Below are 13474 nucleotides of genomic sequence, written 5' to 3'. Positions count from 1 at the left end.
AAGGTAGCGTCAGGCACGTCGAGGCCTTCCGGATGGGCAGTGTGAGAACTTCCATCTTCGGAAGGCCTCGACGTCTATCCCGGGACCGACGCGCCAGCCCGATCTACACCCTCAACTACGAAGAGCCGGGAGACGTCAGCCGGTGGGTGCGGGGGAGAGGACCTGCTGCAGCTGCTCCTCGACGTCGGCGTGCGTGACGAACAGCAGCTCGTCGCCGGCCTCCAGCGGCTCGTCGGCGCTGGGGGTGATCACCCGCTCGCCGCGCAGGATCGCGGTGAGCACCGTCTCCCGCGGCAGCGGCACGTCGCCCAGCGCCCGGCCGACCCACGGGGTGTCCTCGGCGAGGGTGATCTCGACGAGGTTGGCCGCGCCCTTGCGGAAGCTCATCAACCGGACGACGTCGCCGACCGTGACCGCCTCCTCGACCAGCGCCGCCAGCACGCGGGGCGTGGAGACGGCGACGTCGACGCCCCAGGCCTCGGTGTAGAGCCACTCGTTGCGCGGGTCCTTCACCCGGGCGACGACGCGGTTGACGGCGAACTCCGTCTTGGCCAGCAGCGAGACGACCAGGTTGGCCTTGTCGTCCCCGGTCGCGGCCACCACCACGTCGCAGGTGGCCAGCTGGGCCTCCTCGAGCGAGGACACCTCGCAGGCGTCGGCCTGCACCCACTCGGCGCCCGGCACCGCGCGGGTGCGCACCTTGCGGCCGTCCTTCTCGATCAGCATCACGGTGTGCCCGTTGCTGAGCAGCTCCCCGGCGATGGACCGGCCCACCGCGCCGGCCCCGACGATCGCCACGCGCATCAGGACTCCCCTCCCTGGGGACCGCGCTCGACCACCTCGTGCAGCCGTGGGGTGATCGCGTCGGTCGCGGCGATGACCAGCTGGTCGCCGTCCTGCAGGACCGTGCCCGCGTTCGGGATGACGGCCTGCCCGAACCGGACCATCCAGGGCGTCCGGCCCCCGGTCGCGGCCTCGAGCTCGGCCAGCTTGCGGCCGACCCACACCTCGGTCACGGTCACGCGGACGAGCACGACCTGCCCGGTGGGCTCGCGCCACAGCTCGCTGACCTTGACCGACAGGAGCTCGCGCAGCAGCCGGTTCACCGTCCACGGGACGGTGGCCACGCTCGGCACGCCCATGCGCTCGTAGACCTCGGCGCGCTTGGAGTCGTAGATGCGGGCCACGACGTGCTGGACGCCGAAGGTCTCCCGCGCCACCCGCGCGCTGATGATGTTGGAGTTGTCCCCGCTGCTGACCGCGGCGAACGCGCCCGCGGAGTCGATGCCCGCGTCGAGCAGGGTCTGCCGGTCGAAGCCCAGCCCGGTGACCTGGCGGCCGTTGAAGTCCGGGCCGAGCCGGCGGAAGGCCTCGGGGTCCTGGTCGATGACCGCCACGCTGTGGCCCATCTCCTCCAGCCGGCGGGCGATGGCCGACCCCACGCGGCCGCAGCCCATCACGACCACGTGCACTGGACGACTCCCCGCTCCCCGGTCCGCCCGCGCCGGGCGGATCCCGGCGCGGCCCGGGCGCGAAGCTACACCCGGCGGGGTGACCGGCCGCCGTCCGCAGCGCCGGAACTCACCCCTCCGGGAGCGGCGCCGCGGCGCGCGGGCTCCGTACGATCGCCGCCGTGCCTCACCTGTCCGATCTCGGACAACTGCCGAAACGCCTGATCGTCGGGCGTGCCGTGCGCAGCGACCGGCTCGGTGAGTCGCTGCTCTCCAAGCGCCTCGCGCTGCCCATCTTCGCCAGCGACCCGCTCTCCTCGGTGGCCTACGCGACCCAGGAGCTGCTGGTCATCCTCGCCCTGGCCGGCACGGCGTTCCTCTTCCTGACGCCGTGGCTGGCGCTCGGCGTGGTGCTGCTGCTGATCACGGTGGTGGCCTCCTACCGGCAGGTGGTCCAGGCCTACCCGTCGGGGGGCGGGGACTACGAGGTGGCCATGAAGAACCACGGCCAGTTCGCCGGGCTGGTCGTGGCGAGCGCGCTGCTGATCGACTACGTGCTCACCGTGGCGGTGTCGGTCTCGGCCGGCACCGACAACATCATCTCCGCCTTCCCCGCCCTCAACGAGTACCGCGTGGCGATCGCGCTGGGCCTGGTGGCCCTGCTCGCCGCGCTGAACCTGCGCGGCGTGCGGGAGTCCGGCCGCGCGTTCGCCGCCCCCACCTACCTGTTCATCACCGCGGTCCTGCTGATGATCGTCACCGGCCTCGTGCGGCACTTCCTCGGCGGCGGGCTGACCGCCGAGAGCGCCGGGTACGGGATCACCCCCGACGAGGGGTACGCCCAGGCGGGCGGCCTGGCGCTGGTCCTGCTCGTGCTGCGGGCCTTCGCCTCCGGCTGCACCGCGCTGACCGGGGTGGAGGCCATCGCCAACGGCGTCCCGGCCTTCCGGCCGCCCAAGAGCCGCAACGCCGCCACCACCCTCGCGCTCATGGGTGGGGTGGCGGTGACGATGTTCGCCGGCCTCACCGCGCTGGCGCTGCTCTCCGGCGTCCGCTACGCGGAGACGCCCTGCGACCTGGTCGGCTTCGCCGACTGCGAGACCGCGCCGCAGCGGACGGTCATCGCCCAGGTGGCGGCGGCCACCTTCGGCGGACCGCAGTCGGTCGGGTTCTTCGCCGTGCAGGCGTTCACCGCCGCCGTCCTGATCCTCGCGGCCAACACCGCGTTCAACGGCTTCCCGCTGCTGGGCTCGGTGCTGGCCCAGGACCGGTTCATGCCCCGCCAGCTGCACACCCGCGGGGACAAGCTCGCCTTCAGCAACGGCATCCTGCTGCTTGCCGGGTTCGCCGCCCTGCTGATCGTCGTCTTCGACGCGTCGGTCACCCAGCTGATCCAGCTCTACATCCTCGGGGTCTTCATCAGCTTCAGCATCGGGCAGTGGGGCATGGTCCGGCACTGGAACCGGGAGCTGGGCACCACGGAGGACCCGGGGCTGCGGGGGCGGATGCGCCGCTCGCGGGCGATCAACCTCGCCGGGGCCGTGCTGACCAGCACCGTCCTGGTGATCATCGTGGTCACCAAGTTCGTCCACGGCGCCTGGCTGGTGCTCGTCTCCATGCCGTTCCTCATCGTCCTCATGCGGGCGATCTACCGGCACTACTCGCACGTCGCCGAGCAGCTGGTGCCCGACACCGACTCCCGGATGCTGCCCAGCAAGGTGCACGCGGTCGTGCTGGTCTCCAAGGTGCACAAGCCGACCCTCCGGGCGCTCGCCTTCGCCCGCGCCACCAGGCCCGACCAGCTCACCGCGCTCACCGTCAACGTCGACGACGCCGAGACCCGGGCCCTGCAGGCGCAGTGGGAGCGCTACGACATCCCGGTGCCGCTCACCGTGCTGGAGTCGCCGTACCGGGAGATCACCCGGCCGGTCGTCGACTTCGTCAAGGGCATCCGCCGGGCCAGCCCGCGCGAGCTCGTGGTGGTGTTCGTCCCGCAGTACGTGGTCGGCCACTGGTGGGAGAACGTGCTGCACAACCAGAGCGCGCTCCGGCTGCGCGCGCGGCTGCAGTTCCAGCCCGGCGTCATGATCACCTCGGTGCCCTGGCAGCTGGAGAGCTCGATCGGGCGGGAGGACGCCGGCCTGCGCGCCGGCGGGCCGGCGCCCGGGGACCTGCGCCGGGGGCTGGCCGAGGACGAGTCGCAGGCCTCCCCCTATGGCTGAAGAAGGACCCCGTCCTCCTCACCGTGAGAGGACCCCGTCCTCCTCACCCCTCGCAGGCTCGGGGCGAGCCTCTGGACGGGGCCACGGCGGGGGGCGCCAGGACGCCCGGGGGCAGGGCTGGACCGGTCGCGAGTTCGAGGTCACCGTCGGCCCCGTCGCCCACGGCGGGCACTGCGTGGCCCGCCACGAGGGCCGGGTCGTCTTCGTCCGGCACGCGCTGCCCGGGGAGCGGGCGGTGGTCCGGGTGACGGAGGACCGCCAGCCGGCCTTCTGCCGGGCCGACGCCGTCCGCGTGCTCGCCGCCGCCCCCGACCGGGTCGAGCGGCCCTGCCCGCACAGCGGGCCCGGGCGCTGCGGCGGCTGCGACTGGCAGCACGTGGCGCCGGCCGCGCAGCGGGACCTCAAGGCGGCCGTCGTCCGGGAGCAGCTGACCCGGCTCGGCGGCCTGCCCGCCGACGACCCGCTGCTGGCCGGGCTGGTGGTGGAGGAGCTCCCCGGCGGTCCCCTGCGCTGGCGCTCCCGGGCCCGGTTCGCCGTCGACCGGGACGGCCGTCCGGGCCTGCGCCGGCACCGGTCGCACGAGGTCGAGGTGCTCGACGACTGCCCGATCACCGCCGAGCCCGCCGCGCGGGCGGTCCTGGGGCGCACCTGGCCCGGTGCCGGCGCGGTGGACGTCGCGGTCGACGCGCGCGGGACGGTGACCACCACGCGCCTGGACCGCCGCGGCGTCGCCCGCTCCACCCGGGTGCTCGGCGCCGACGGCCCCGAGCCGCCGGCCGGGCGGGCGGCGCGGGCCGCGGCGGGGCGGGACTGGGAGGTCGAGGGCACCGGGTTCTGGCAGGTGCACCCCGCGGCCGCCGACGCGCTGGTGGGCGCCGTGGCCGGCTTCGCCGAGGTGGCCCCGGGGGAGACGGTGCTGGACCTCTACGCCGGTGCCGGCCTGTTCGGCGGCGCGCTCGCCCCCGGCGTGGGGGAGGGCGGCCGGGTGCTCTGCGTCGAGGCCGACCCGGCCGCGTGCGCCGCCGCCGAGGCCAACCTGGCCGCGCTGCCGCAGGCCGAGGTCTGGCAGGGCGACGTCGACGCGCTGGGGCTCGAGGAGCTGCTGGCCGAGGTCGGCGACCCGGACGTCGTCGTCCTCGACCCGCCGCGGGCCGGGGCCGGCGCGGCGGTCAGCCGGGTGCTGGCGGCCACGGGTGCCCGGGCGGTCGTCTACGTGGCCTGCGACCCGGCGTCCCTCGCCCGCGACGTGGCCGCCCTCGCGGCCGGGGGGTACCGGCCGGCGGGCCTGCGGGCCTTCGACGCCTTCCCCATGACCGCCCACGTGGAGTGCGTGGCCCTGCTGGTCGGAGCCCCGTGATCGGTGCCGGCCCGCGGTCCTCCTCCTCGAGGCCTGCACCGGTGACCCCGGCGGGGACGGGGTGCGGTCGACCGGGGCCGGCGGTCGCGGACGGCGTGGTGACGCGCGCCGTCACTGTCCGGGGCAGCGGGCAGCGGGCAGCGGCGTCGTGGCGTCCCGCCCCGCGGAGAAGCCGGCTGTCGCCGTGGCCGGCGCCCCCACGGAGCGCCCCAGACCGATGTGTCAGTTCGGTGACGCCGCTGGCATGAGTGCCTACCCAGGGTGATGCTCGGTGGGCGTGAGCGATCGAGTGAGCTGGGAACGGTGCCCCTCCTGCGGCGGGCCCGCAGCGGCCGGCTGGCAGGCGTCGACCGGCCCCGACGGGCTGCTCGTCGGGGAGGACCTGGTCGAGTTCGACTGCTCCTCGGGGTGCAGTCTGCTGCTGCGTGAGGTGACCGAGACCTTCCGCGCCAGCGGACGCATGCCCTGAACGGCCGGCGCGAGGCGAGGCTGCCGGGACCGCCACGGTTGCCCAACGTGGAGCGCGTGGCGCTGCTGGTGCCGGCGGGACGACCGTGACCTCGGGGCCGTCCGCCGCGCGCGGGCGGCCCCTCGCCGGCGGTCCGCGGCCCTAGGGTGCGCGCGTGACCGGACCGGGCCGCCCCCGCGCCCTCCTCGCCGCCGCGGCCGTGCTGGTCGGCGCGCTCGCGCTGCTGCTGGTGCCCGGGGTGCGCGGGCCGCTGCCGCCCTCCGGCGGGGAGCTGCTCGCCGGGCGGCCGCTGGTGGCCTTCCTGGGGGACTCGTGGACCCGCGGGGCCGGGGCGACCGGCCGCCACGGCTACGCGCCGATGACCGCCGACCGGCTGGGCTGGGGCTGGGTCGCGCTCGGCGTGGGCGGCAGCGGGTACAGCGTGCCGGGACCGAACGACAGCACCTACGGCGAGCGGGTGGACGCCGTCCTCGCGGTCGGGGCGGACGTCGTGGTCGTCCAGGGCACGCTCAACGAGCGCCGGGGCGCCCCGGAGGCGCTCCTGCCCGCGGCCGCGGACACCCTGACCCGGCTGCGGGCCGGCGCCGGGCCGGGCACCCGGGTCCTCGTGGTGGGCGCCTCCCACAACCCCGGGACGCCGCCGGCGACCATCGACCGGGTCAACCGGGCCCTGGCCGCCGCGGCCGCGCGGGCCGGCGTCCCCTTCGTCGACCCGGCCGCGCAGAACTGGATAGACCCGGCCGATCCGGCGGTCTGGGCCGACCCCATCCACCCGAACGACCGCGGGCACCGGTTGGTCGCCGACCGGCTGGCGCCGCTGCTGCGCGACCTCGTCCCGCACTGACCCGCCCCGCACCCGGCCGGTCCCGATCAGGGCCGGGGCGGCCACGGGCTACCGTCTCCCGTGTGACCACCTGGGAGTACGCCTCGGTCATCACGGCCAACGAAGCGGAGTCCAACCGCGCGGGGGTGAGCGTCAAGCTCCCCGGAGGCCACCTGGAACGCCAGAGCGGGGACACCAGCTCGGTGCTCAACCGGCTCGGCAGCGAGGGCTGGGAGCTGGTCAGCTACCACTCGAGCGGGGCGGGCACCTGGGGGTTCGAGCAGTTCTGGCTCAAGCGGCCGACCTCCGTTTAGCGCATCCCGCCGTCGAACACGTGTTCGACGGGGTGGCACACTGGGCCGGTGGAGCAGACGCTGCCGCCGGGCTGGCCGGACGCCGTGCGCCCGCCCGGTGCCCCCGACTGGGAGCAGAGCGCGGTGGCCTGGCTGTTCGACCTCGTGCCGCCGGACTACCGGGCGCACGAGGTGCTGCGGCGCTACCCGGTGCTGCTGGCCCGCTTCGCCCGTGACCACGTGACCGCCGGGCTGGAGGCGGCCCGGGCGGGCTGGCGGACGGTGCGGGTCGACCTCGCCGACGAGCTGCCCGCCGACGCCATGGAGGCGGCGATGCGCGCCTACGAGCGCGAGGGCGCCCGGCTGGCCGCGGCGGCCCGCGCGGTGGGGGTCGTCGCCGGTGCGTTGCGCGGCGAGCGGTGGGTACCCCGGCTCTGACCGGGTCCCGGTCCGGTGCGGCGACCGGTCGCTGCATCCGGGTCCGGCGCTCGACCGGAAGACCCGGTGAACCGCGACTACAGTTGGTCGGCGGCCGTTCCGACGCCGTGGACCTGCCGCCGACGGAGAGGACGCCGACCCCTCGTGTCGCTCCTGCGATCGATCCGCACCCCTGACGACGTGCGTGCGCTGCCCGCCGACCAGCTGCCGACCCTGGCCGCGGAGATCCGCGATGCCCTGGTCACCAGCGTCGCGCGGACCGGCGGCCACCTCGGCCCCAACCTCGGCTGCGTCGAGCTCACCATCGCCCTGCACCGGGTCTTCGACTCCCCCCGCGAGCCGATCGTCTTCGACACCGGCCACCAGTCCTACGTGCACAAGATGCTCACCGGCCGCGTCGAGGGCTTCGAGCGGCTGCGCCAGCGCGGCGGCCTCTCCGGCTACCCGAGCCGGGCCGAGAGCGAGCACGACTGGGTGGAGAACAGCCACGCCTCCACCTCGCTGTCCTACGCCGACGGGCTGGCCAAGGCCTTCGCCGTGCGCGGGGACGGCCGCCCGGTCGTGGCGGTCATCGGCGACGGCGCCCTGACCGGCGGGATGGCCTGGGAGGCGCTCAACAACATCGCCGCCGACAAGGACCGGCCGGTCGTCATCGTCGTCAACGACAACGGCCGCTCCTACTCGCCCACCATCGGCGGGGTGGCCGACGCGCTGGCCACCCTGCGGCTGCGCCCCGGCTACGAGCAGGCGCTGCTGCAGGTGCGGCGGGCGATCAACCGCGCCCCGGTCGTCGGCTCGGCGCTGTTCGACGCCCTGCACGCCATCAAGAAGGGCCTCAAGGACGTGCTCTCCCCGCAGGGCATGTTCGAGGACCTCGGCCTGAAGTACGTCGGCCCGGTCGACGGCCACGACGTGCGCGCGCTGGAGTCGGCGCTGCGGCGGGCGCGGTCCTTCGGCGGGCCGGTCATCGTGCACGCCGTCACCACCAAGGGCTTCGGCTACCCGCCGGCCGAGACCGACCAGGTCGACGCCTGGCACGCCACCGGGGTGTTCGACCCCGACAGCGGCACCAGCGCGCGCAAGGCCGGCCTGGCCTGGACCGACGCCTTCGCCGACGAGCTGGTGCGGATCGGCACCGAGCGGGCCGACGTCGTGGCGATCACCGCGGCGATGCTGCACCCGACCGGGCTGGCCCCCTTCGCCGAGCGCTTCCCCGAGCGGACCTTCGACGTCGGCATCGCCGAGCAGCACGCCCTCACCTCGGCCGCCGGGCTGGCGATGGCCGGCCTGCACCCGGTGGTCGCGGTCTACTCGACGTTCCTCAACCGGGCCTTCGACCAGCTGCTCATGGACGTCGCCCTGCACCGCCAGCCGGTCACCCTCGTGCTCGACCGCGCCGGCGTCACCGGCGACGACGGCGCCTCGCACAACGGCATGTGGGACATGTCCATCCTCTCGGTCGTGCCCGGCCTGCACCTGGCCGCGCCGCGGGACGAGGCGACGCTGCGGGAGGCCCTGCGCGAGGCGGTGGCGGTGACCGGGGGTCCGTCGGTCGTCCGCTTCCCGAAGGGCACCCTCCCGCCGGACATCCCCGCCCTGGAGCGCCGCGGCCGGGTCGACGTCCTGCGCCGGGCCGCCCGCGGGGACGGCGAGCGGCCGGACGTGCTGCTCGTCGCGGTCGGCTCGGTGGTGCCGATGTGCCAGGCCGTCGCGGAGCGGGCCGCCGACCACGGCATCGAGGTGACCGTGGTCGACCCCCGCTGGGTGCTGCCCGTGCCCGAGGACCTGGTCGAGATGGCGGCCGGGGCCCGGCTGGTGGTCACCGTCGAGGACGGCGGCCGCGCCGGCGGGGTGGGCAGCACGCTCACCCGCGAGCTGCAGGACCGGCAGTGCGACGTCCCGGTGCGCACGCTGGGCCTGCCGCAGGACTTCCTCGAGCACGGCAGCCGCGGGCAGGTGCTCGCCGACGCGGGGCTCACCGAGCAGGACGTCGCCCGCCGGATCGCCGAGTGGACCGCCGTGCTCGCCGAGCGCGCCGAGGACGGCCTGGTCGCCCCGGTCGACGGGGCCCAGCGGTGATCGCCGAGATCCAGGTCGCGCCCTCGCCGGCCGGGACGCCCGAGGACCCGCACGCGCACGTCGAGGCGGCGATCGCCGTCATCGAGGCCTCGGGTCTGCGCTACGAGGTGGGCGCGCTGGGCACCACCCTCGAGGGGGACGACGACGCGGTGTGGGCCACCCTGCGGGCCGCGCACGAGGCCATGCTCGCGGCGGGTGCGACCGCCGGCATCTCGCACGTCAAGATCGCCTCGGTGGGCCGGACGATGGACAGCCTCACGCAAAAGTTCCGCTGACCGGCGGGCCGGTGGCCCGCCGGACGGCGGGGACGGCCAGCAGCCCGGTGAGCGCGGTGGCGACCAGGGCACCGGAGGCGCCGAAGACGGCGTAGTGCCGTGCCACGTCCACGCCGACCCCCGCCGTGGTCAGCCACCCGAGGGTCCAAGCCTGCCGCGGTGACCGCGGTCAGCGCGGCCAGGCGCCGGGGAGAGCGCCGGCCGAGGGCGAGGGCCTGCGCGAGGCCCCCAGGACCGCCGGTCAACGCGCCGGCGAAGCGCGAGGTCGTGGAGCGGGTGCTCGCCGAGGCCGACACCGCCCTGCTGGAGGGGCCGGGGGAGGCCTGGCGGGACCGCGTGCTGGCCTACGCCCGGGCTCTGCGCGCGGTGCTGCTGGCCCCCCGGAGGACGAGCGGATCGCCGCCCGGCGGGTCCGGCTCTCCGCCGTGCCGGACGAGGCGGTCCCGCTCACCGCGGCGACAGCGGGTACCGCGGCCACGTGGGTGGGGCAGGTGCAGTTCGAGTGGGCGCTCGGCGCGCTGCTCGACAGCATCGCGCGGCCTCCGGGTGCCTGAGCGCCTGCTCCGGCATCGCCGCCGGTCCGGGCTCACCGTTGCCGGTCCCGGCTCAGCACCGGGGGTGAGCCAGGACCGGCAACGACCAGGTCACCTGGTCATCGGCCGGGACCTCAGGCCGGCAGGGACGCCACCCCGGGCGGCAGGAACCGCCGGCCGGTGACCGCCTCGGAGACCCCGGTGCGGTCGAGGTGGGCGGAGATGCCGCCCAGCCAGAACGGCCAGCCGGCGCCCAGCAGCATGCACAGGTCGACGTCCTGCACGGCCTGGACGACGCCCTCGTCGAGCATCAGCCCGATCTCCTCGGCCAGCGCGCGGACGGCCCGGTCGCGGACCTCCTCCTCGGACTGCGGGGAGTCGCCGGCGTCGATGCCGGCCAGGTCGGGGTCGACGACGCCCGGCTCGGAGTAGACCGAGGTCCTGCCGAGCTCGACCATCCTGCGCAGCCCCTCGCCGACGGCGAACCGGTCGGGGAAGGCCTCCTGCATCCGCTCGGCCACGTGCAGCGCCACCGGCGGGCCGACGAGGGTGAGCAGCTCGAACGGCGTCATCGGCAGGCCCAGCGGGTCCAGCGCCCGGTCGGCCACGGCCACCGGCGTCCCCTGCTCGACGGCGGCGGTGACCTCGCCCAGGAACCGGGTGAGCAGCCGGTTGACCACGAAGGCCGGGGCGTCGGCGACCAGCACGCAGGACTTCTTCAGCGCCCTGCCGACGGCGAAGGCGGTGGCCAGGGTGGCGTCGTCGGTCCGCTCGGCCCGGACCACCTCCAGCAGCGGCAGCACCGCGACCGGGTTGAAGAAGTGCAGGCCGACCACGCGTTCCGGGTGCTCGAGCTCGGAGGCCATCTCGGTCACCGACAGCGCGGAGGTGTTGGTGGCCAGCACGCACTCGGGGGAGACGACCGCCTCCACCTCGGCGAACACCTGCTGCTTGACCGACATCTCCTCGAACACGGCCTCGATGACCAGGTCGGCGTCGGCGAAGGCCGCCTTGTCCAGCGAGCCGGTGACCAGGCCCGTGAGCCGGTTCCGCCGGTCGGCCGTCAGCTTCCCGGCGGTGACCTGCTCGTCCAGCTCGCGGTGCACGTAGCCGACGCCCTTGTCGACGCGGGCCTGGTCGACGTCGGTGAGGACGACGGGGACCTCGAGCCGGCGCACCAGCAGCAGCGCCAGCTGGGAGGCCATCAGCCCGGCGCCGACGACGCCGACCTTCGTCACCTTCCGGGCGAGCGCCTTGTCGGGGGCGCCGGCCGGCCGCCTGGCCCGCTTGTTCACCAGGTCGAAGGAGTACAGGCTCGCCCGCAGCGGGTCGCTCATCAGCAGCTCGGCCAGCGCGTCGTCCTCGGCGGCCGTGCCCGCGACGAACGCGTCGCCCTCCACCCCGGCGCGGGCGCGGTCGAGCAGCTCCACCGCCCGCAGCGCGGCCGGGGACGCGTCGCGGGTGCGGGCGGCGACGATCCCGCGGGCGCGGGCGATCGCGTCGTCCCAGGCCGCGCGGTCGACCTGGGGACGCCGGACCTCGACGTCCCCGGTGAGGACGCCGGCCGCCCACTCGATCGACCGCTCGAGGAAGTCGGCCGGCTCGAGGACCGCATCGGCGATGCCGAGCTCCGCCGCCTTCGGTGCCGGGGTCATCCGGTTCTGCGCCAGGGCGTTCTCGACGACCACGGTGACCGCCGGGTCCGGGCCGATCAGGTTCGGCAGCAGCTGCGTGCCGCCCCAGCCGGGCACCAGGCCGAGGAAGACCTCCGGGAAGGCGACCGCGGCGGTGGTGGCGATCGTCCGGTGGTGGCAGTGCAGTGCCAGCTCCAGGCCGCCGCCGAGGGCCACGCCGTTGACGAAGGCGAACGTCGGGATCGGGGAGTCCTTCAGCCGGCGGAACACCCGGTGGCCGGTCTCGGCGATCGCGCGGGCGTCGGCCGCCGAGGTGATCGCCGGGACGCCGGAGAGGTCGGCGCCGACGGCGAAGACGAACGGCTTGCCGGTGACGGCGATGGCCGCGGGGGTCGGGGTGTGCGCCGCGATCTCGTCGAGCGCGGCGTCGAGGGAGGCCAGGCCGCCGGGGCCGAAGGTGGACGGGCGGGTGTGGTCGTGCCCGTTGTCGAGGGTGATCAGGGCCAGCTCGCCGGCCAGGCCGGGCACCCGCAGGTACCGGACCAGCGCCCGGGTCACGATCTCGTCCTCGAAGACTGCGGTGCTCACTCGGTGAAGCCCTCCCAGTTCGGGTTCTCCCAGATCACGGTGCCGCCCATGCCCAGGCCGACGCACATGGCGGTCAGGCCGTACCGGACGTCGGGCCGCTCGGCGAACTGGCGGGACAGCTGGGTCATCAGCCGGACGCCGGACGAGGCGAGCGGGTGACCGACGGCGATGGCGCCGCCCCACGGGTTGACCCGCTCGTCGTCGTCGGCGAGGCCGAAGTGGTCGAGGAAGGCCAGCACCTGGACGGCGAAGGCCTCGTTGAGCTCGAAGAGGCCCATGTCCCCGATGGACAGGCCGGTGCGGGCCAGCGCCTTCTCCGTCGAGGGGACGGGGCCCACGCCCATGACCTCGGGCTCGACGCCGGCGAAGCCGTAACCGACCAGCCGCATCCCGGCGGTCAGCCCGAGCTCGCGGGCGACCTCCTCGGCGGCGAGCAGGCAGCCGGTGGCGCCGTCGTTGAGGCCCGCGGCGTTGCCGGCCGTGACGTGCCCGTGCGGCCGGAACGGGGTCTTCAGCCCGGCCAGGCCCTCGAGGGTGGTGCCCGGCCGGGGCGGCTCGTCGGCGGTGGCGTAGCCCCAGCCGTGCTCGGCGCTGCGGGTGGCGACCGGGACCAGCTCCGGGCCGATCTGCCCGTTGGCCACGGCCTTGGCGTACTTCTGCTGGCTGGCCAGCGCGAAGGCGTCGGCCCGCTCCTTGGTCAGGTGCGGGAACCGGTCGTGCAGGTTCTCCGCCGTCGACCCCATGACGAGCGCCGACCCGTCGACCAGCTCCTCGCTGAAGAACCGCGGGTTCGGGTCGGCGCCCTCGCCCATCGGGTGGCGCCCCATGTGCTCGACCCCGCCGGCGATGGCGACGTCGTAGGCGCCGAAGGCGATGCCGGAGGCCGTGGTGGTCACCGCGGTCATCGCGCCGGCGCACATCCGGTCGATCGCGTAGCCGGGCACCGTCGTCGGCAGCCCGGCCAGCAGCGCGGCGGTGCGGCCGATGGTCAGGCCCTGGTCGCCGATCTGGGTGGTGGCCGCGATCGCGACCTCGTCGACGCGGTCGGCCGGCAGCGCGGGGTTGCGCCGCAGCAGCTCGCGGATGACCCGGACGACGAGGTCGTCGGCGCGGGTCTCGGCGTAGACGCCCGTCGGGCCGGCCTTGCCGAAGGGGGTGCGGACGCCGTCGACGAAGACGACAGCTCGTCCGCCATGGCGCAGGGAGCGGGACACGGGACCTCCGCAGCGAGTGGTTACCGATCGGTAGGGACCGGAGGCCTCAAGTTACCCGCTGGTAACCGGCGGGTCCATCGCGCCACGGGACCCCCTCC

The 13474-nt window shown here is 75.3% G+C and carries 14 protein-coding genes; 9 read left to right on the top strand and 5 right to left on the bottom strand.

The features are described from left to right. Positions 1-135: 135 nt before the first annotated feature. Together D0Z06_RS20315 and D0Z06_RS20310 are read right to left on the bottom strand one after the other, a co-directional pair. Positions 136-804, bottom strand: coding sequence for a potassium channel family protein (locus D0Z06_RS20315; RefSeq protein WP_117379368.1), 669 nt, complete (start codon positions 802-804; stop codon positions 136-138). Beyond that, positions 804-1472, bottom strand: a complete 669-nt coding sequence (locus D0Z06_RS20310; protein WP_117379367.1) for a potassium channel family protein — start codon at positions 1470-1472, stop codon at positions 804-806. Before D0Z06_RS20310 ends, D0Z06_RS20315 begins: the two co-directional genes overlap by 1 nt. 218 nt (positions 1473-1690) lie before the next feature. Between D0Z06_RS20310 and D0Z06_RS20305 the strand changes: the two genes are divergently transcribed. The 8 genes from D0Z06_RS20305 (at position 1691) to D0Z06_RS20270 (ending at position 9407) form a co-directional block, all read left to right on the top strand. Next, positions 1691-3673, top strand: a complete 1983-nt coding sequence (locus tag D0Z06_RS20305; RefSeq protein ID WP_233517837.1) for an APC family permease — start codon at positions 1691-1693, stop codon at positions 3671-3673. Beyond that, positions 3666-5030, top strand: a complete 1365-nt coding sequence (locus D0Z06_RS20300) for a class I SAM-dependent RNA methyltransferase (RefSeq protein WP_117379365.1) — start codon at positions 3666-3668, stop codon at positions 5028-5030. Before D0Z06_RS20305 ends, D0Z06_RS20300 begins: the two co-directional genes overlap by 8 nt. A gap of 277 nt (positions 5031-5307) precedes the next feature. Beyond that, positions 5308-5499, top strand: coding sequence for a hypothetical protein (locus tag D0Z06_RS20295; protein WP_147332097.1), 192 nt, complete (start codon positions 5308-5310; stop codon positions 5497-5499). Between the two features lie 154 nt (positions 5500-5653). After that, positions 5654-6343: an SGNH/GDSL hydrolase family protein gene (locus tag D0Z06_RS20290; RefSeq protein WP_117379363.1), complete on the top strand. Its 690-nt coding sequence runs from the start codon at positions 5654-5656 to the stop codon at positions 6341-6343. Positions 6344-6405: 62 nt separating this feature from the next. Further along, positions 6406-6636 carry a DUF4177 domain-containing protein gene (locus D0Z06_RS20285; RefSeq protein ID WP_117379362.1) on the top strand — a complete coding sequence of 77 codons (231 nt, stop codon included), beginning with the start codon at positions 6406-6408 and terminating at the stop codon, positions 6634-6636. Positions 6637-6684: 48 nt separating this feature from the next. Then, the gene (locus D0Z06_RS20280) at positions 6685-7053 is read left to right on the top strand and encodes a hypothetical protein (protein WP_117379361.1); all 369 of its coding nucleotides are present in this window, start codon (positions 6685-6687) and stop codon (positions 7051-7053) included. A 144-nt stretch (positions 7054-7197) separates the two neighbouring features. Beyond that, positions 7198-9132 (top strand): 1-deoxy-D-xylulose-5-phosphate synthase, encoded by a 1935-nt coding sequence (gene dxs, locus D0Z06_RS20275; protein ID WP_117379360.1) that lies wholly within the window; start codon positions 7198-7200, stop codon positions 9130-9132. Next, a complete protein-coding gene (locus tag D0Z06_RS20270) occupies positions 9129-9407 on the top strand; it encodes a thiamine-binding protein (RefSeq protein WP_117379359.1) in 279 nt (92 codons plus the stop codon). The genes dxs and D0Z06_RS20270 overlap by 4 nt, the downstream gene beginning before the upstream one ends. Here the strand turns inward: D0Z06_RS20270 and D0Z06_RS26785 are convergent. After that, on the bottom strand, positions 9388-9519 hold the full coding sequence (locus D0Z06_RS26785; RefSeq protein WP_255419363.1) for a hypothetical protein: 132 nt from the start codon (positions 9517-9519) through the stop codon (positions 9388-9390). The two genes, D0Z06_RS20270 and D0Z06_RS26785, sit on opposite strands and share 20 nt — an antisense overlap. A gap of 313 nt (positions 9520-9832) precedes the next feature. On the opposite strand from D0Z06_RS26785, the gene D0Z06_RS26780 reads away from it, so the two are divergent. Continuing rightward, positions 9833-9961, top strand: coding sequence for a hypothetical protein (locus tag D0Z06_RS26780; RefSeq protein WP_255419362.1), 129 nt, complete (start codon positions 9833-9835; stop codon positions 9959-9961). Between the two features lie 113 nt (positions 9962-10074). On the opposite strand, the gene D0Z06_RS20265 is transcribed toward D0Z06_RS26780, so the two are convergent. Then, entirely contained in the window at positions 10075-12162 is a 2088-nt protein-coding gene (locus tag D0Z06_RS20265) for a 3-hydroxyacyl-CoA dehydrogenase NAD-binding domain-containing protein (RefSeq protein ID WP_117379358.1), read from the bottom strand. After that, entirely contained in the window at positions 12159-13376 is a 1218-nt protein-coding gene (locus D0Z06_RS20260) for a thiolase family protein (protein WP_117379357.1), read from the bottom strand. The genes D0Z06_RS20265 and D0Z06_RS20260 overlap by 4 nt, the downstream gene beginning before the upstream one ends. Positions 13377-13474: the final 98 nt, after the last annotated feature.

It is taken from the genome of Geodermatophilus marinus, assembly GCF_003428645.1.
Classification (GTDB): domain Bacteria; phylum Actinomycetota; class Actinomycetes; order Mycobacteriales; family Geodermatophilaceae; genus Geodermatophilus.
Note: the sequence above shows the minus strand (reverse complement) of the source record. Positions and strands in the feature narration are given on the sequence as shown.

Bases quoted from the DNA above. Each gene is read 5' to 3' on its own strand.
- D0Z06_RS20315 (WP_117379368.1), bottom strand. From the start codon at position 804: ATGCGCGTGGCGATCGTCGGGGCCGGCGCGGTGGGCCGGTCCATCGCC.
- D0Z06_RS20300 (WP_117379365.1), top strand. From the start codon at position 3,666: ATGGCTGAAGAAGGACCCCGTCCTCCTCACCGTGAGAGGACCCCGTCC.